The sequence below is a fragment of the Pseudomonas halotolerans genome (genome assembly GCF_039581215.1).
Classification (GTDB): Bacteria; Pseudomonadota; Gammaproteobacteria; order Pseudomonadales; family Pseudomonadaceae; genus Aquipseudomonas; species Aquipseudomonas tehranensis.
The window spans coordinates 102153-117988 of record NZ_JBCNTJ010000021.1 but is presented as its reverse complement, the minus strand read 5'-3'; the positions used below and the strand labels follow the sequence as shown (position 1 = coordinate 117988).

The 15836-nt window shown below is 60.3% G+C and carries 17 protein-coding genes; 6 read left to right on the top strand and 11 right to left on the bottom strand.

What is annotated here, in order from left to right; genetic code table 11:
• Positions 1 to 476: 476 nt before the first annotated feature.
• Complete coding sequence (locus AAIS01_RS23630; protein ID WP_343470943.1) at positions 477 to 917, bottom strand: hypothetical protein; 441 nt, start codon at positions 915 to 917, stop codon at positions 477 to 479.
• Between AAIS01_RS23630 and trmL the strand changes: the two genes are divergently transcribed.
• Complete coding sequence (trmL, locus tag AAIS01_RS23625) at positions 916 to 1371, top strand: tRNA (uridine(34)/cytosine(34)/5-carboxymethylaminomethyluridine(34)-2'-O)-methyltransferase TrmL (protein ID WP_343470942.1); 456 nt, start codon at positions 916 to 918, stop codon at positions 1369 to 1371. The two genes, AAIS01_RS23630 and trmL, sit on opposite strands and share 2 nt — an antisense overlap.
• A gap of 118 nt (positions 1372 to 1489) precedes the next feature.
• Here trmL and secB read toward each other — a convergent pair whose 3' ends face one another.
• From secB to AAIS01_RS23610, 3 genes are read right to left on the bottom strand one after another with little or no spacing between them, the layout of a single operon-like run.
• Entirely contained in the window at positions 1490 to 1972 is a 483-nt protein-coding gene (gene secB, locus AAIS01_RS23620; RefSeq protein WP_343470941.1) for a protein-export chaperone SecB, read from the bottom strand.
• 38 nt (positions 1973 to 2010) lie between these two features.
• A complete protein-coding gene (gene grxC, locus AAIS01_RS23615; protein ID WP_047226909.1) occupies positions 2011 to 2265 on the bottom strand; it encodes a glutaredoxin 3 in 255 nt (84 codons plus the stop codon).
• Between the two features lies 1 nt (position 2266).
• Positions 2267 to 2680, bottom strand: coding sequence for a rhodanese-like domain-containing protein (locus AAIS01_RS23610; RefSeq protein WP_047226908.1), 414 nt, complete (start codon positions 2678 to 2680; stop codon positions 2267 to 2269).
• Positions 2681 to 2832: 152 nt separating this feature from the next.
• On the opposite strand from AAIS01_RS23610, the gene gpmI reads away from it, so the two are divergent.
• The 4 genes from gpmI (at position 2833) to AAIS01_RS23590 (ending at position 8078) form a co-directional block, all read left to right on the top strand.
• Positions 2833 to 4362, top strand: coding sequence for a 2,3-bisphosphoglycerate-independent phosphoglycerate mutase (gene gpmI / locus AAIS01_RS23605; RefSeq protein ID WP_343470940.1), 1530 nt, complete (start codon positions 2833 to 2835; stop codon positions 4360 to 4362).
• Positions 4363 to 4673: 311 nt separating this feature from the next.
• Positions 4674 to 5960, top strand: a complete 1287-nt coding sequence (locus AAIS01_RS23600; protein ID WP_343470939.1) for a murein hydrolase activator EnvC family protein — start codon at positions 4674 to 4676, stop codon at positions 5958 to 5960.
• Between the two features lie 32 nt (positions 5961 to 5992).
• Complete coding sequence (locus tag AAIS01_RS23595) at positions 5993 to 7300, top strand: S41 family peptidase (RefSeq protein WP_343470938.1); 1308 nt, start codon at positions 5993 to 5995, stop codon at positions 7298 to 7300.
• Position 7301: 1 nt separating this feature from the next.
• Entirely contained in the window at positions 7302 to 8078 is a 777-nt protein-coding gene (locus AAIS01_RS23590; RefSeq protein WP_343470937.1) for a divergent polysaccharide deacetylase family protein, read from the top strand.
• 240 nt (positions 8079 to 8318) lie between these two features.
• Here the strand turns inward: AAIS01_RS23590 and AAIS01_RS23585 are convergent, their stop codons facing one another.
• Positions 8319 to 9065, bottom strand: coding sequence for a substrate-binding periplasmic protein (locus tag AAIS01_RS23585; protein ID WP_343470936.1), 747 nt, complete (start codon positions 9063 to 9065; stop codon positions 8319 to 8321).
• Positions 9066 to 9281: 216 nt separating this feature from the next.
• On the opposite strand from AAIS01_RS23585, the gene AAIS01_RS23580 reads away from it, so the two are divergent.
• Positions 9282 to 10793 (top strand): trypsin-like serine peptidase, encoded by a 1512-nt coding sequence (locus AAIS01_RS23580; protein ID WP_343470935.1) that lies wholly within the window; start codon positions 9282 to 9284, stop codon positions 10791 to 10793.
• Between the two features lie 29 nt (positions 10794 to 10822).
• On the opposite strand, the gene hisF is transcribed toward AAIS01_RS23580, so the two are convergent.
• From hisF to AAIS01_RS23550, 6 genes are all read right to left on the bottom strand, one after another.
• Positions 10823 to 11593 carry an imidazole glycerol phosphate synthase subunit HisF gene (gene hisF / locus AAIS01_RS23575; RefSeq protein WP_343470934.1) on the bottom strand — a complete coding sequence of 257 codons (771 nt, stop codon included), beginning with the start codon at positions 11591 to 11593 and terminating at the stop codon, positions 10823 to 10825.
• A gap of 9 nt (positions 11594 to 11602) precedes the next feature.
• Positions 11603 to 12340: a 1-(5-phosphoribosyl)-5-[(5-phosphoribosylamino)methylideneamino]imidazole-4-carboxamide isomerase gene (gene hisA, locus AAIS01_RS23570; RefSeq protein ID WP_092455869.1), complete on the bottom strand. Its 738-nt coding sequence runs from the start codon at positions 12338 to 12340 to the stop codon at positions 11603 to 11605.
• Between the two features lie 42 nt (positions 12341 to 12382).
• Positions 12383 to 12637, bottom strand: coding sequence for a DUF2164 domain-containing protein (locus AAIS01_RS23565; RefSeq protein ID WP_076383347.1), 255 nt, complete (start codon positions 12635 to 12637; stop codon positions 12383 to 12385).
• A complete protein-coding gene (gene hisH, locus AAIS01_RS23560) occupies positions 12637 to 13275 on the bottom strand; it encodes an imidazole glycerol phosphate synthase subunit HisH (protein ID WP_047226898.1) in 639 nt (212 codons plus the stop codon). The genes AAIS01_RS23565 and hisH overlap by 1 nt, the downstream gene beginning before the upstream one ends.
• Positions 13275 to 13868, bottom strand: coding sequence for an imidazoleglycerol-phosphate dehydratase HisB (hisB, locus tag AAIS01_RS23555; RefSeq protein WP_003186751.1), 594 nt, complete (start codon positions 13866 to 13868; stop codon positions 13275 to 13277). Before hisB ends, hisH begins: the two co-directional genes overlap by 1 nt.
• A gap of 275 nt (positions 13869 to 14143) precedes the next feature.
• Complete coding sequence (locus AAIS01_RS23550) at positions 14144 to 15805, bottom strand: OFA family MFS transporter (protein WP_343470933.1); 1662 nt, start codon at positions 15803 to 15805, stop codon at positions 14144 to 14146.
• Positions 15806 to 15836 lie beyond the last annotated feature (31 nt).

Sequence of the window (15836 nt, the reverse complement as noted above, 5' to 3'; positions counted from 1 at the left end):
GACGAATACCGCAATGGCTATCAATAAAGATTTATAGCGACTCATACGCTGCGTTCCCTCGAAAATCATGAAAGACCGTCCCACAATGGAGTTTGTGCACCACCCTAATGCACTACGATCCGCAATTGCTCATGCGCTACAAGCCCGAACCCATCGGCCCGTCTCGAAAAAATCAACCAACATAAAAGCAAAAGCCCCGGAATACGGGGCTTTTCGCATCATCAGCAGATTTTTTGTGACAAGCCTTTTAAAACTGGCACGCCCCCTGCAATAACTCAATCACTACCCAGTTTCGGGGACCTTGGTACAGGCAGGCCGGGGATTCCCCATTTTATATCGGGCTCATCGAGCCCACTGTTTTGGGGGCCTTGATACAGGCAGGTCAAGGTTTCCCTTCTTTACACCGGGGCTGTGCGTTTAGCGCAAGCCCCTCCCGTTTGGGGACCTTGGTACAGGCAGGCCGGGGATTCCCTCTTTTATTGCTCCTGGAGACGGATCTCCAGCCGCCAGCGGTCATCGACCTCACTGCCGGCCCACTCCCCCCGCAACGGACGCGCCGCCACCAGCGTCAGCAACAACCCCTTGTCACTCAAACGCACCCGCCAGTTCACATTCTTGCCGTTGAGCTTGAGCTGGCCCTTCTGCGGGCGGCCTTGTGCCTGGAATAACAGCGCCACCGAGCCTTCGATGATCTCGCCGTGCAACTGGGGCTCGTTGTTGAACCAGGCCACCAGCGCCCCATCGATCACTTCGACCTGCTGCAGCACGCTCGGGTCGGGCGTGGTCAGGCGACCGATCATCAGGCCGACCATCAGACCGAAGATCGCCAAAGACCCCATCACCCGAGGTAATAGCTTCGAACGCTGATCGGTTTGCGGCGTAGAATGCCGCTCATCTTTGTCTGCGGAGCCGTGCATGTTTCACGTCATCCTTTTTCAACCGGAAATTCCACCGAACACCGGCAACGTCATCAGGCTCTGCGCCAACAGCGGCTGTCACCTGCATTTGATCGAACCACTGGGTTTCGAGATGGACGACAAGCGCCTGCGCCGTGCCGGTCTCGATTACCACGAGTATGCCACCCTGCAGCGCCACGCCGACCTCGCCAGCTGTCTGGAAAGCCTGGGGCATCCGCGACTCTTCGCGTTCACCACCAAGGGCTCGCGGCCGTTTCATGACGCCCGTTTCGTCGCCGGCGACGCGTTCCTGTTCGGCCCGGAAAGCCGTGGCCTGCCGGCGGAGGTACTGGATGCCCTGCCCGCCGACCAGCGCCTGCGCCTGCCGATGCGCGAAGGCTGTCGCAGCCTGAACCTGTCCAACACCGTGGCCGTGGCCGTTTACGAGGCTTGGCGGCAGAACGGTTTCCGATAACACCCCATAACAAATGTGGGAGCGGGCTTGCTCGCGAATAGGGCGTGTCAGTTGACATCAATGTCGCCTGACACACCGCTTTCGCGGGCAAGCCCGCTCCCACAGGGTTTGCGTCGACTTATTGAACGGTAGCCTCGCCCGCTTCCTGCATGCGCTGCAGTTCTTGCGCGTACAGGGCATCGAAGTTCACCGGAGCCAGCATCAGGGCCGGGAACGAACCGCGGGTCACAAGGCTGTCGAGGGTTTCGCGGGCGTACGGGAACAGGATGTTGGGGCAGAAGGCGCCCAGGGTGTGGCTCATCGAAGCGGCATCCAGGTTCTTGATCAGGAAGATCCCGGCTTGCTGCACTTCGGCGATGAACGCCACTTCGTCACCGTTCTTCACGGTCACCGACAGGGTCAGCACCACTTCGTGGAAGTCATCTTCCAGGGCTTTCTGACGGGTGTTCAGGTCCAGGCCTACGCTCGGCTCCCATTGCTGGCGAAAGATCGCCGGGCTTTTCGGGGCTTCGAAGGACAGGTCACGTACGTAAATGCGCTGCAAGGAGAATTGCGGTGCGGCTTCTTCTTCGCTGGCAGCTGTGTTCTGTTGGTCAGTCATCGCAGATCCTTCTCACTTTCAGGTTCTTAGTAGGGAATTCAGGCCTTGAGCATCGCATCGAGCTTGCCGGCGCGATCCAGGGCAAACAGATCATCGCAACCGCCCACGTGGGTGCTGCCGATCCAGATCTGCGGCACGGAGGTCCGTCCGGCCTTTTGAGTCATTTCGGCGCGCAGTTGCGGCTTGCCGTCGACCTTGATCTCTTCGAAAGCCACACCTTTGTTCTTGAGCAGGAACTTGGCTCGGGAGCAATAGGGGCAGTAATCGCTGGAATAGACAACAACGTGGGTCATCTCACTTCACCAGGGGCAGATTGTCGGCTTTCCAGCTTGCCACGCCACCGGACAGCTTGGCAGCGGTAAAGCCGGACTTCATCAGCTCGCGGGCATGCGTGCCTGCGTGTTGACCCTGGGCATCCACCAGGATCAGCGTCTTGGCCTTGTGCTTTTCCAGTTCACCGATACGGGCGATCAGTTTGTCCTGGGGAATATTCACCGCGCCGACAATGTGACCAGCGGCGAAATCCTTGCTCGGGCGGATGTCTACCACCACGCCGGTGTCCTTGTTGACCAGTGCAGTCAGCTCGCCAGTGCTCAGGCTGCGGCCGCCGCCCTGCATCGTATGGGCAACCAGCAACGCCAGCAGTACGACGAAGATACCGACGAGAAGGTAGTGGTTAGTGGCAAATTCAATCAGGTGAGCAACCATCGAAGGAGGTTCCAGGGCGTTAAAATGTCGGCCAGTATACACAGCACACAAGGCCGGCCAAACCCCGCCCGGCGGTGACGGCACCGGAACTTACCTTTAAACTGCCCGTCCCTTTTCCATCGCCTTCTTTTAATCAGCCACGAGTGGATTCCATGACTACCACGCCTAAACCTTTGGTCCTGATGATTCTCGACGGCTTCGGTCACAGTGACAGCCACGAATCCAATGCCGTGTACGCGGCCAAGAAGCCCGTGCTGGACCGCCTGTGGGCCACCGTGCCGAACGGCCTGATCTCCGGCAGCGGCATGGACGTCGGCCTGCCCGACGGACAGATGGGCAACTCCGAAGTCGGCCACATGAACCTCGGCGCGGGCCGCGTGGTGTATCAAGACTTCACCCGTGTGACCAAAGCGATCCGCGACGGTGAGTTCTTTGAGAACCCGACCATCTGCGCAGCTGTGGATAAAGCCGTGGCCGCCGGCAAGGCCGTGCATTTCATGGGCCTGCTGTCCGATGGCGGCGTTCATAGCCACCAGGATCACCTGATCGCCATGGCCGAACTGGCCTCCAAGCGCGGTGCTGAAAAAATCTACCTGCACGCCTTCCTCGATGGCCGCGACACCCCACCAAAAAGCGCCACTTCGTCGATCGAACTGCTCGACAGCACCTTCCAGGCCCTCGGCAAGGGTCGTATCGCCAGCATCGTCGGCCGTTACTACGCCATGGACCGCGATAACCGCTGGGACCGGGTGGCCCAGGCCTACAACCTGATCGTCGACGGCAACGCCGAGTTCAACGCCGCCACCGCCCAGGAAGGCCTGCAAGCCGCCTACGAGCGGGGTGAAAGCGACGAATTCGTCAAGGCCACCACCATTGGCGAGCCGGTCAAAGTCGAGGACGGCGACGCCGTGGTGTTCATGAACTTCCGCGCCGACCGTGCCCGCGAGCTGACCCGCGTGTTTGTCGAAGACGATTTCAAGGAGTTCGAACGCGCCCGCCAGCCGAAACTGGCCGGCTTCGTCATGCTGACCCAATACGCCGCCAGCATCCCCGCGCCCTCGGCCTTCGCCGCCGGCAGCCTGGAAAACGTGCTGGGCGACTACCTGGCGAAGCACGGCAAGACCCAACTGCGCATCGCCGAAACCGAGAAGTATGCCCACGTGACGTTCTTCTTCTCCGGCGGCCGTGAAGAGCCCTTCCCTGGCGAAGAACGCATCCTGATCCCGTCGCCGAAAGTCGCCACGTACGACCTGCAACCGGAAATGAGCGCACCGGAAGTCACCGACCGCATCGTCGATGCTATCGAGCACCAGCGCTACGACGTGATCGTGGTCAACTACGCCAACGGCGACATGGTCGGCCACAGCGGTGTGTTCGACGCTGCGGTCAAAGCGGTGGAATGCCTGGACACCTGCGTCGGGCGCATCGTCGAGGCGCTGGAAAAAGTCGGCGGTGAAGCGCTGATCACCGCCGACCACGGGAACGTCGAGCAAATGTCCGATGAGTCCACCGGCCAGGCCCACACCGCCCACACCACCGAGCCGGTGCCATTCATCTATGTCGGCAAGCGTGACTTCAAGGTCCGCGATGGCGGCGTGTTGGCCGATGTCGCGCCAACCATGCTGATGTTGCTGGGAATGGAGAAGCCGGCGGAGATGACCGGGACGTCGATCCTGGTCTGATCGACACGTAGTCACCGAGCATCCGTGGCGAGGGAGCTTGCTCCCGCTCGGCTGCGAAGCAGTCGTAAACCGGCGGGTGTGGCGTGTCTGATACTCCACATTTGGCAGGTTTGGGGGCCGCTTCGCGGCCCAGCGGGAGCAAGCTCCCTCGCCACGGGTTTGTCATTGCCTTAAGTGAACAGCAAGCCCGCTCCCACATTGGTCGGCAGTGCTTTTTTGGGCCAGTTATCACACAGCCCCAAATGGGCGTTTTTTTTGCAGCGTGGGGCGGGCATACTAGGCCGTCCCTTTCCCTGGTGTCGCCCGCCTCTATGCTTCGCGTTCTGATAGCCCTCGCTCTGACCTGCCTGCTCCAACCAGCCTTTGCTGACGAGCGCGCACTCACCCAACAGCAGTTGGACGCCACGCGTCAGGACATTGCCGAGCTGAAAAAGCTGCTGGGCAAGTTGCAGGAAGAGAAGTCCGGCGTGCAGAAAGACCTGCGCGGCACCGAGACCGAGATGGGCAAGCTGGAGAAACAGGTCGACGCCCTGCAACAAGAGCTGAAGAAAAGCGAATCCGAGCTGCAGCGGCTCGATGGAGAGAAAAAAAAACTCCAGAGCGCGCGCACTGAACAGCAAAAGCTGATCGCCATCCAGGCTCGGGCGGCCTACCAGAACGGCCGTCAGGAGTACCTCAAGCTGCTGCTCAACCAGCAGAACCCCGAGAAATTCGCCCGCACGCTCACGTATTACGATTACCTGAGCCAGGCGCGCCTGGAGCAACTCAAGAGCTTTAATGAAACCCTGCGCCAGTTGGCCAATGTCGAAAAAGAGATTGAATTGCAGCAGGCTCAGTTGCTGGTGCAGAAAAGCAGCCTCGACACCCAGCGCGAAGAGCTCGAGAAGGTTCGCAAGGAGCGTCAGATCGCCTTGGCCAAGCTCAATGAAGACGTGAAGGCCCGCGACAGCAAGCTCAAGGCCCGCGAGCAGGACCAGGCTCAACTGGCAAAAGTCTTGAAGACCATCGAAGAAACCCTGGCACGCCAGGCTCGAGAGGCGGAAGAAGCGCGCCAAAAGGCGCTGATCGCCCAGCAGGAAGCCGAAAAAAAGCGCTTGCGTGAGGCCCAGGCCGACGCCGGCGATGCACCGCGCAAGCCTGCTCGATCAAGCCCCGGCCCACTGGTTTCGACAGGTGGGGAGACCTTCGGCGGCGCTTTTGCTTCGGCACGGGGCAAACTTCCATGGCCGGTCAATGGTCGATTGCTTGCACGCTTCGGCCAAACCCGCGGCGATGATACCCGCACCAAATGGGACGGGGTGATGATCAGCGCCACTGCCGGCAGCCAGGTGCACGCCGTCCATGGCGGTCGCGTGGTGTTCGCCGACTGGCTGCGCGGCGCCGGCCTGCTGGTGATCCTGGATCACGGTAACGGCTATTTGAGTCTGTACGGCCATAACCAGTCGCTGCTCAAGGCTGCCGGCGATGTGGTCAAGGCCGGCGAGTCCATCTCTACGGTTGGTAACAGTGGCGGGCAGGATACGCCAGCGCTGTATTTCGCTATTCGTCAGCAGGGTCGCCCCAGCGACCCGACCCAATGGTGTCGTGCGCAAGGATAAGCGCGCCCATCCAACTCAGGAGTTCGTTCGACATGCTGCATCTGTCCCGCCTCACCTCGCTGGCCCTGACGATCGCCCTTGTGATCGGTGCGCCCCTGGCGTTCGCCGCTGAACCGGCCCCCTCGTCGACAGCCACGACCACCAAGGCCCCGCTGCCGCTGGACGAACTGCGCACTTTTGCCGAGGTCATGGACCGGATCAAGGCCGCCTACGTAGAACCGGTGGACGACAAGATGCTGCTGGAGAACGCCATCAAGGGCATGCTCAGCAACCTTGACCCCCACTCGGCCTACCTGGGGCCGGAGGATTTCGCGGAGCTGCAGGAAAGCACCAGCGGCGAATTCGGCGGCCTGGGCATCGAGGTCGGCAGCGAGGACGGTTTCGTCAAAGTGGTTTCGCCCATCGACGATACGCCCGCTTCCAAGGCCGGCATCCAGGCTGGCGATTTCATCGTCAAGATCAACGGTCAGCCAACTCGCGGCCAGAGCATGACCGAAGCCGTGGACAAGATGCGTGGCAAGATCGGCCAGAAGATTACCCTGACCTTGGTGCGCAATGGCGGAACACCGTTCGACGTAACCCTGACCCGCGCAATCATCCAGGTCAAAAGCGTGAAGAGCCAGTTGCTGGAGTCGGGCTACGGCTACATCCGGATCACCCAGTTCCAGGTCAAGACCGGCGAAGAAGTCGCCAAGGCCCTGGCCAAGCTGCGCAAGGACAACGGCAAGAAGCTCAACGGCATGGTCTTGGACCTGCGTAACAACCCCGGCGGCGTGCTGCAATCGGCGGTGGAAGTTGTGGACCACTTCATCACCAAAGGCCTGATCGTCTACACCAAGGGCCGCATTGCCAATTCCGAGCTGCGTTTTTCGGCCACCGGCAACGACCTGAGCGAGGCCGTGCCATTGGTGGTACTGATCAACGGTGGCAGCGCCTCGGCATCGGAAATCGTCGCCGGCGCCCTGCAGGACCAGAAGCGCGGCGTTGTCATGGGCACCACCAGTTTCGGCAAGGGCTCGGTACAGACCGTCTTGCCGCTCAATAATGACCGCGCCCTGAAGATCACCACTGCGCTGTACTACACACCTAACGGCCGCTCCATCCAGGCCCAGGGCATCGTTCCGGACATCGAAGTGCGCAAGGCCAAGATCACCAGCGAGCAGGACAGCGAGTACTTCAAGGAAGCTGACTTGCAGGGTCACCTGGGCAATGGCAACGGCGGTGCCGACAAGCCCACCGGCTCCGGCGCCAAGGCCAAACCAATGCCGCAGGATGACGATTACCAACTGGCCCAGGCCCTGAGCTTGCTCAAAGGACTGAACATCACTTCCGGCCGCTGAGATGGGCCTGCGCTTCATCCTGGGCCTGATGTGCTGCCTGGCGGGCGTTGCCTTTGCCACGCCCGCTACCCCGGCACCGCACAAGGCCTACCTGAGCCTGATCATCGACGACCTGGGGCAAAACCTGCCTCGGGATCGCCGCGTGCTGGCCCTGCCCGGCCCAGTCACCGCAGCGATCATGCCCGACACGCCCCACGCCGCGGAATTGGCTCGCGAAGCCCATCGCGCCGGCAAGGTCGTCATGCTGCACATGCCCATGGACCCGGCCACGGGGCCGTTCGCCTGGCATCCGGAACTGCCCCTGGAGGAACTGGGAAAACGCCTCGACGCCGCATTCGCCGCCGTCCCCTTCACCAGTGGGATCAATAACCACATGGGCAGCCGCATGACTTCGCAGCCACGGGCCATGGCCTGGCTGATGGCGAACTTGCAGCAGCGACACAAGTTCTTTGTCGACAGCCGCACCAGCGCCCAGACGGTCGCCGCCGCCGAGGCGCAGAAGATCGGCCTCGCCAGTGTGTCGCGCGATGTGTTCCTGGACGATGAGCGCACCGAAGCAGCCATCGCCCATCAGCTTCAGGTCGCCATAGAGCTGGCCCGCCAGCAGGGCTCGGCGGTGATGATTGGCCATCCCTATCCGCAGACCCTGGCAGTGCTCGAACGCGAACTACCCAGGCTCAAGGCCCAGGGCATCGAATGGATCGACATCAAGTCGATGATCAGCTTGCGCAGCAATCGGGCGATGGCCGGGCATGGCAAAGATGGGGTTTATCGGTAGCGGCGACCGTGTTGCCCGCCATCGCGAGCAATCTCTCACAAGGGGTCTATGAACACCCAAGCAACCTTGTGGGAGCGGGCCTGCTCGCGAAGGGGCCATCCCATTCAACATGGATGCAAGCTGACCCACCGCTTTCGCGAGCAAGCCCGCTCCCACAATGATCCGTGGTGAAGGCAGTATTTGTGATCGCCCCGATACCTGTGTGCGAGTTTGCTCGCGATGGCGGCGGCGCGGCGGCCCTTAGAGATACCGCGCCATGATCGCGTCCACCATACCTTCCTTGCGCAGTTCATCCAGGGCTGCTTGAAGGCGGGCGACCACCTCGTCAGGCACGTCTTTGTTCAACGCCAGATATAACTCTGCGCTGTTGAACCGCAGCACGGTCTTGAGATCGCTCACCCCTTCCTGACGCGCCAGGTAACGCCCGGCCGGGTCACCGGTGGCCCACAGGTCGATCTGGCCGTTGACCAGTTTTTTAGCATTGTCCTGATCGCGCAACACAACAATCGGGTTCAGTCCTTGCCTGGCCAGGGTCTCGGCAATCGCGTCGCCCTTATAGGCCCCGATCCGGTATTGACGCGCCTGCTCCAGCGAATCCAGGGAAATCTTGCTGTCGGCTTTGGCGAGCATGATCCAGTCGTCCGGACCAATCGGACCGACCCATTTGAAGAGTTTTTCACGCTCAGGCAATCGTGCCGTGACAAACACGCCGTACCCCGGATTATCCAGGGCCAGCTTATAAATTCGCTCCCATGGGAAGCGCAGCGTCAGGCTGTAGCTGATATCGGCCCGCTTGAATATCTCGCGGACGATGTCCACGGCGATGCCATGGATGTTCTCGTCCTGGGCGAAGTTCTTGCCGTTCTTGGCCATGTTGTACGGGGGGAAGTTTTCCGTCAGCAACACCAGCGATGTATCAGCGGCGCGGACAGTGCCTGCAAGTATTAAGGTGGCACCGGCAAAGGCAAGAACGAGACGTTTGAGCATGTCGGGCTACCGCAATCCATTGGTGTACCCAAGAGTGCCTTGGGCCTGCAAACATGTCCACCGCCCGTTACTTTCGTGACGCGTCAACTCCTCAGAATAGAACTTCGTGAGCTCGCAACTGAGGTAACTAATTACCGCCATCCGTACGCCTCGGACTGATTAATTGAAAACACCGGCCGTTGCCGGTTCCGTTCAATTAATCAGAGACATTATCCGATGAGAACACTCTCTTTCCTGCTGGTTGGCGCGCTTTACTCCCTGGTTCCAAACGCTATCGCGCAACCCTTGGATTACGGCGAAAACATGCAGAACTTCACGGCCTCGAAGGTCCTTGAAAATGCCGATGGATCACACGACCACTGGCGAGGTATCGGGCGTCTGTACATCAACGGTTCTTGTACCGCTACACTTCTCGACACCCGTGAACCTTCATTGACCGGGCCAACCCCTGCCTATGTACTCACCTCAGGGCACTGTATCGAAACAGGCAATGGCAACATCGTGACGGATAAGCCGGTGAGCGGAATCATGCAGTTCGATTACTTTGCCGACACGGCCCAATTCAAAACCTATTCGCTGAAAAAAGTCGCGTGGCGCAGCATGCAAGGTGTTGATCTGGCCATCGTCGAGTTAGCTACCAGCCTTCAGGAACTCATCAGCGAAGGGATACAGCCATTGGAACTGGCCCGGCAAAAACCAGCCTACGACACTGATGTCTTGGCTGTGAGCGCCCCGCTCGGTTTTGAGAATGCCACGTTGCGCATGGCCGCCTGCACCTTGCAGCCCGCCCAGGAAATCATTGAAGGCCCATGGGTATGGCGAAGTAACTTGATGACTCGCTGCCAGGACATAGCGGGAGGCAGTTCAGGAGGGCCCATTCTCGATCGCTATTCGAACGAGATCATCGGCGTGATAGGCACCGGCAACCTGACTGCCGGCCTGGTTCCATGCGACGAAGATGCGCCCTGCACGCGAATAGGCGATAGCTACAAGGCGATTGCGGAAAATATATACGGGAACCCCACGGTTTTTCTCAATGGCTGCTTCATACGAGGCCATCTGGCCAGCGACGCGTCTTCATCTTGCTCGCTCTATCCGACCTTTACCGTGAGTGCTGGTTCGAACGCTCCGGCAAGGTACAGGAAGCTGAAGAAAAGAGACGACGGCACGGTGCACATTCCAACGTGGAATTACCGCTTTTCCATCAGCACGGCGTTTTATCGCTATAAAACCGTCCGCACCGCAAAGGATTGCGAAAGCGGCCACCACTACAGTGATGCGATCAGTGCCGACGACAGTTTCATAAACTCCGAGATCGGTAGCCGGCCCGGTTTCTACTTCCTATGCCTCCTCGGTGTCGATTCCGCCGCTCAAGGCGCCGAATTCGGACTCATCAAGAACAGCCTGTCTCTTCCAGTGGAAATCCTGGATGACATCCCCACGGAACAACCCGATTTATCGATCACCACCGGCGTCACCGTTGAGTTGGCTCGTACCGAAAAACATGAGAGCTACGCCGTCAAGTTCGGTCCGGTAGAGAGCACGGATTGCTCGAAGGATGCCGAATACGCAACCCACACCTACCTGGAGCTTTGGTTTGACGATGCAAAACTGCCAGTGAAACTCTGCACGATCGCCTACGACAAATCAGGACAGGCATCCGAGCCGAGGATCGACATCTTGAAGCCCACGACAGGCCTGCGAGATGCCGGTCCGGCGGCTTCCTGATTCAAGGCACCAGCGTTGTCGGCATCGGCTCAGCGAATGACAATCCCGCGCTGGGCCATGTAGGCCTTGGCCTCCGGCACGGTGTATTCGCCGAAGTGGAAAATGCTCGCCGCCAGTACCGCACTGGCATGACCTTCAAGGATGCCATCGGCCAGGTGCTGCAGGTTGCCGACGCCGCCAGAGGCGATGACCGGGATGCCCAGGGCATCGCTGATGGCGCGGGTAACGCCCAGGTCGAAACCGTTTTTCATGCCGTCCTGGTCCATGCTGGTCAGCAGGATCTCACCGGCCCCCAGGCCTTCCATCTTCTTCGCCCATTCAACGGCGTCCAGGCCGGTGGGTTTGCGCCCGCCGTGGGTGAAGATTTCCCAGCGCGGGGTTTCGCCCGGGCTGGACACCTTCTTCGCGTCGATGGCCACGACAATGCACTGCGAACCAAAACGCTGGGCCGCTTCGCCGACGAATTCCGGGTTGAACACCGCCGCGGTGTTGATCGACACTTTGTCCGCCCCGGCATTGAGCAGGTTGCGAATATCCTGCACGGTGCGCACGCCACCGCCCACGGTCAGCGGAATGAACACCTGGCTGGCCATGCGCTCGACGGTATGCAACGTGGTATCTCGGCCGTCGACGCTGGCCGTGATGTCGAGGAAGGTAATCTCGTCCGCGCCCTGCTCGTCATAGCGACGAGCGATTTCCACCGGGTCGCCGGCGTCACGGATGTTCTCGAACTTGACGCCCTTGACCACCCGGCCGTTGTCCACGTCGAGACAGGGAATGATGCGTTTTGCCAGCGCCATGGTGAGTCCTCAGCCTTTGTAGGAATCGCAGAAGGCCTGGGCCTCAGCAACATCCAGTGTGCCTTCGTAGATCGCGCGACCGGTGATCGCACCGATGATGCCTGGCGCCTTGGCGTCGAGCAGCGCCTTGATGTCACCCAGGTTGTGAATACCGCCGGAAGCGATCACCGGGATCTTCGTGGCGGCGGCCAGGGCGGCGGTGAACGGAACGTTGCAGCCCTGCATCATGCCGTCTTTGGCGATGTCGGTGTAGACGATGGCAGACACACCATCGGCTTCGAAGCGCTTGGCCAGGTCGATCACCTGCACGGTGCTGACTTGCGCCCAACCGTCGGTGGCGACGAAACCGTCCTTGGCGTCCAGGCCAACGATGACCTTGCCCGGAAAGGCGCGGCAAGCCTCGGCGACAAACGCCGGGTCTTTCACCGCCTTGGTGCCGATGATCACGTAGCTCACACCGGCCTTGACGTAGTGTTCGATGGTTTCCAGCGATCGGATGCCGCCGCCGATCTGGATCGGCAGGTTCGGGTAGCGCTTGGCAATGGCCGTGACCACTTCACCGTTCACCGGCTGCCCTTCGAAAGCACCGTTCAGGTCAACCAGATGCAGGCGACGGCAACCGCCCTCCACCCACTTGGCGGCCATGCTCACCGGGTCATCGGAGAATACCGTGGAGTCTTCCATCCGGCCTTGGCGAAGACGTACACAAGCGCCGTCCTTGAGATCGATAGCGGGGATAATCAGCATCTGGCAAACCTTCAAATTCGAATGTTCAGCTTGGCTCGGAAATCAGTTTTTCTCGAGCGCCCACAAGTCGCTTTCGATGCTCTCGAACCTTTCTTTAAGGTGCGCCTGCACATCGAAAATCGCCCTGTTGTAATAGTGCGGAGCAATTTCGCGGGTAAACAGCTCAAGAATTTCCGCCGCTTCGAACGACCCCAGGTCCAGCTCGAAACGATCCTCCATGAACCGCTGGATCTTGAGGTTCGCCTCACTCTCCTGCTCGGGCGTGAGGGTGAGGATCGGCGGTTTTTTGCGAGCCATTACCAGCGTCCGTCCCACGCGGCGAAGTTCTGCAACAGTTGCAGGCCATGGGTATGGCTCTTCTCCGGGTGGAACTGCACGGCGAAGCGCGAACCGTCGGCCAGGGCCGCGGCGAAGTCGACGCCATAGTGACCGCCGCCCACTACCTGCCGGGCATTGCCGGCCGCGATGTAGTAGCTGTGCACGAAGTAGAAGCGCGCCAGGTCCGGAATGTTGTGCCACAGCGGGTGATCCACTGTCTGCTTCACCTCGTTCCAGCCCATGTGCGGAACTTTGAGGTGCTCGCCGTCTTCGTGCAGATCCTTGCCGAAAAACTTCACCTGGCCTGGAAACATCGCGATGCAATCGACGCCGTCGTTCTCCTCGCTGCTTTCAAGCAAGGCCTGCATGCCCACGCAGATGCCGAGGAACGGACGGTCCTGGCTGACCTCATGCACCAGTGAGTCGAAGCCCAGGCGCCGGATCTCGGCCATGCAGTCACGAATCGCACCGACGCCGGGGAAGACCACCCGGTCGGCTTCGCGAATCACGTCGGCATCGCTGGTGATCAGTACCTTGCCGGCGCCCACGTGCTCGAGGGCCTTGGCCACCGAGTGCAGGTTGCCCATGCCGTAATCGATAACCGCGACCGTCTGCATTACAGAACGCCCTTGGTGGAAGGCATTTGCCCGGCCATGCGGTCATCGAGCTCCACGGCCATGCGCAGCGCGCGGCCGAAGGCCTTGAACACGGTTTCGATCTGGTGGTGGGTGTTGTGCCCGCGCAGGTTGTCGATGTGCAGGGTCACGTTGGCGTGGTTGACGAAGCCCTGGAAGAATTCCTGGAACAGGTCAACGTCGAAGCCGCCGACGGTGGCACGGGTGTACGGCACATGCATTTGCAGGCCCGGGCGGCCGGAGAAGTCGATCACCACGCGCGACAGCGCCTCATCGAGCGGCACGTAGGCGTGGCCGTAGCGACGGATGCCTTTTTTGTCGCCGATGGCTTTGGTGAAAGCCTGCCCCAGGGTGATGCCGACGTCTTCCACCGTGTGGTGGTCGTCGATGTGCAGGTCGCCCTTGCTGACGATATCCAGGTCGATCAGCCCATGACGGGCGATCTGGTCCAGCATGTGCTCAAGAAAAGGCACGCCGATATCAAACCGGGCCTTTCCGGTGCCATCCAGGTTGATCGAGGCTTTGATCTGGGTTTCCAGAGTGTCGCGCTCGACAGACGCCTTACGTTCGGCCATCACCAGCTCCGCAAAATCATTGGGCGAAAAAGGCAGCCATTATAGGGGCGCGAGCGGCAAACAGAAACACGGGAGGTGATATCCCTGACGGGTTGTCGGCGATAGACATGTCCGTACAAGCATTTTTTGCCATCACCCAAAATCAAATGTGGGAGCGGGCTTGCTCGCGAAAGGTGCGTATCAGTCGACATCATCGTTAACTGACACACCGCTTTCGCGAGCAAGCCCGCTCCCACATTAGGTTTGCCCTCACCTTGAAGGTTCGGGCAACAGTCTTACTGGAACAACACCGCCGTCTTCTGCAGGGTTATCCACACACCCCACGCCAACGGAATGCCCACCACCAGCCAGGCGGCGATCGCCAGGGATTTGGTGCCCGGCGCGGCTTTCCACTCCAGCGAAGTGGTGCTGTCAGCACCCTTGTCATGGCCCAGCGCCTGTTCAGCGGCCAGTTCGGCATCGGTCATGAAGTACTTGTCGGCAACCGGGCGAACCATCATGTTGCACAGGAAGCCCAGCACCAACAGGCCGGCGAGGATGTACAAGGTGATGTCATAGGCCGCGGCGCGTTCAACGCCAATGCTCAACTGATATTCACGCAGGTAGTTCACCAATACCGGACCCAGCACGCCCGCCGCGGCCCAAGCGGTCAACAGACGACCGTGGATCGCGCCAACCATTTGCGTACCGAACAGGTCCGCCAGGTAGGCCGGCACGGTGGCGAAACCGCCGCCGTACATCGACAGGATGATGCAGAACGCCGCCACGAACAGCGCGACGCTGCCCAGATGGCCCAGGTTCGGGATCAGCGCGTACAGGGCAAAGCCCAGGGCGAAGAACACGAAATAGGTGTTTTTACGGCCCAGGTAATCCGAGCAGGATGCCCAGAAGAACCGACCACCGATGTTGAACAGGCTCAGCAGGCCAGTGAAACCGGCCGCGATGGCAGCAATTTGACCCAACTGCACCGCGTCCAGTTGACCGAAAGGCAGGTCGGTACCGAGCAACTTACCGCCAAACACTTCCTGCAACAGCGGCGAAGCCATGCCCAGGATGCCGATACCGGCGGATACGTTCAGGCACAGCACCAGCCATACCAGACGGAACTGCGGGGTTTTCCAGGCGACGTTCACGTGAACGTGGCGATGGGTGATCATCGCGTTCGCCGCTTTTTTCGGCGCCGGAGTCCAGCCTTCAGGCTTCCAGCCGGTCGGCGGAACGCGATACGACAGGGCGCCACCGATCATGAATACGAAGTAGATCGCGGCCATGACCAGGAAGCTTTGCCATACACCGACTTCAGTCGGCGAAGAGAAATGGCTCATCAGTGCTGCAGCCAGTGGAGCACCTACCATCGCGCCGCCGCCGAAGCCCATGATCGCCATACCGGTGGCCATGCCACGCTTGTCCGGGAACCACTTGATCAGCGTCGAAACCGGGGAGATGTAGCCCAGCCCCAGGCCGATACCACCAATGACCCCAGAGCCGACCCACATCAGCCAGATCTGGTGAGTGTAGATACCCAACGCGGAAATCAGCAGACCGCCGCACCAGCACAAGGCCGATACAACACCAGCCTTACGCGGCCCAGCGTGTTCCAGCCAGCCGCCCCAGATGGCTGCCGAGCAACCCAGGAAGATGAAGAACAGGGTGTAGATCCAGCCGAGCATCGAGATCGGCCAGTCACATTGAGATGAAAAGACTTGTGCGATGAAACTCATGTCCGGTGCACAGGCTACAGGCTTGGTGACGCCCAGTGCCTTGGACAGCGGCAACCAGAACACCGAAAAGCCGTAGGCCATGCCGATGCACAGGTGAATGGCCAGTGCGGCCGGTGGAACCAGCCACCGGTTGAATCCGGGCTTGGCGATGATGCGTTCCTTGGAGAGGAACGCAGGCTGGTCGGCAATGCCGTCCGCCGTGATGCTCGTGCTCATTGTTGTATCCCCCAGTTATTGGTATGGCTCG

Bases quoted from the DNA above. Each gene is read 5' to 3' on its own strand.
- trmL (WP_343470942.1), top strand. From the start codon at position 916: ATGTTTCACGTCATCCTTTTTCAACCGGAAATTCCACCGAACACCGGC.
- AAIS01_RS23630 (WP_343470943.1), bottom strand. From the start codon at position 917: ATGCACGGCTCCGCAGACAAAGATGAGCGGCATTCTACGCCGCAAACC.
- secB (WP_343470941.1), bottom strand. From the start codon at position 1,972: ATGACTGACCAACAGAACACAGCTGCCAGCGAAGAAGAAGCCGCACCG.
- grxC (WP_047226909.1), bottom strand. From the start codon at position 2,265: ATGACCCACGTTGTTGTCTATTCCAGCGATTACTGCCCCTATTGCTCC.
- AAIS01_RS23610 (WP_047226908.1), bottom strand. From the start codon at position 2,680: ATGGTTGCTCACCTGATTGAATTTGCCACTAACCACTACCTTCTCGTC.
- gpmI (WP_343470940.1), top strand. From the start codon at position 2,833: ATGACTACCACGCCTAAACCTTTGGTCCTGATGATTCTCGACGGCTTC.
- AAIS01_RS23600 (WP_343470939.1), top strand. From the start codon at position 4,674: ATGCTTCGCGTTCTGATAGCCCTCGCTCTGACCTGCCTGCTCCAACCA.
- AAIS01_RS23595 (WP_343470938.1), top strand. From the start codon at position 5,993: ATGCTGCATCTGTCCCGCCTCACCTCGCTGGCCCTGACGATCGCCCTT.
- AAIS01_RS23590 (WP_343470937.1), top strand. From the start codon at position 7,302: ATGGGCCTGCGCTTCATCCTGGGCCTGATGTGCTGCCTGGCGGGCGTT.
- AAIS01_RS23585 (WP_343470936.1), bottom strand. From the start codon at position 9,065: ATGCTCAAACGTCTCGTTCTTGCCTTTGCCGGTGCCACCTTAATACTT.
- AAIS01_RS23580 (WP_343470935.1), top strand. From the start codon at position 9,282: ATGAGAACACTCTCTTTCCTGCTGGTTGGCGCGCTTTACTCCCTGGTT.
- hisF (WP_343470934.1), bottom strand. From the start codon at position 11,593: ATGGCGCTGGCAAAACGCATCATTCCCTGTCTCGACGTGGACAACGGC.
- hisA (WP_092455869.1), bottom strand. From the start codon at position 12,340: ATGCTGATTATCCCCGCTATCGATCTCAAGGACGGCGCTTGTGTACGT.
- AAIS01_RS23565 (WP_076383347.1), bottom strand. From the start codon at position 12,637: ATGGCTCGCAAAAAACCGCCGATCCTCACCCTCACGCCCGAGCAGGAG.
- hisH (WP_047226898.1), bottom strand. From the start codon at position 13,275: ATGCAGACGGTCGCGGTTATCGATTACGGCATGGGCAACCTGCACTCG.
- hisB (WP_003186751.1), bottom strand. From the start codon at position 13,868: ATGGCCGAACGTAAGGCGTCTGTCGAGCGCGACACTCTGGAAACCCAG.
- AAIS01_RS23550 (WP_343470933.1), bottom strand. From the start codon at position 15,805: ATGAGCACGAGCATCACGGCGGACGGCATTGCCGACCAGCCTGCGTTC.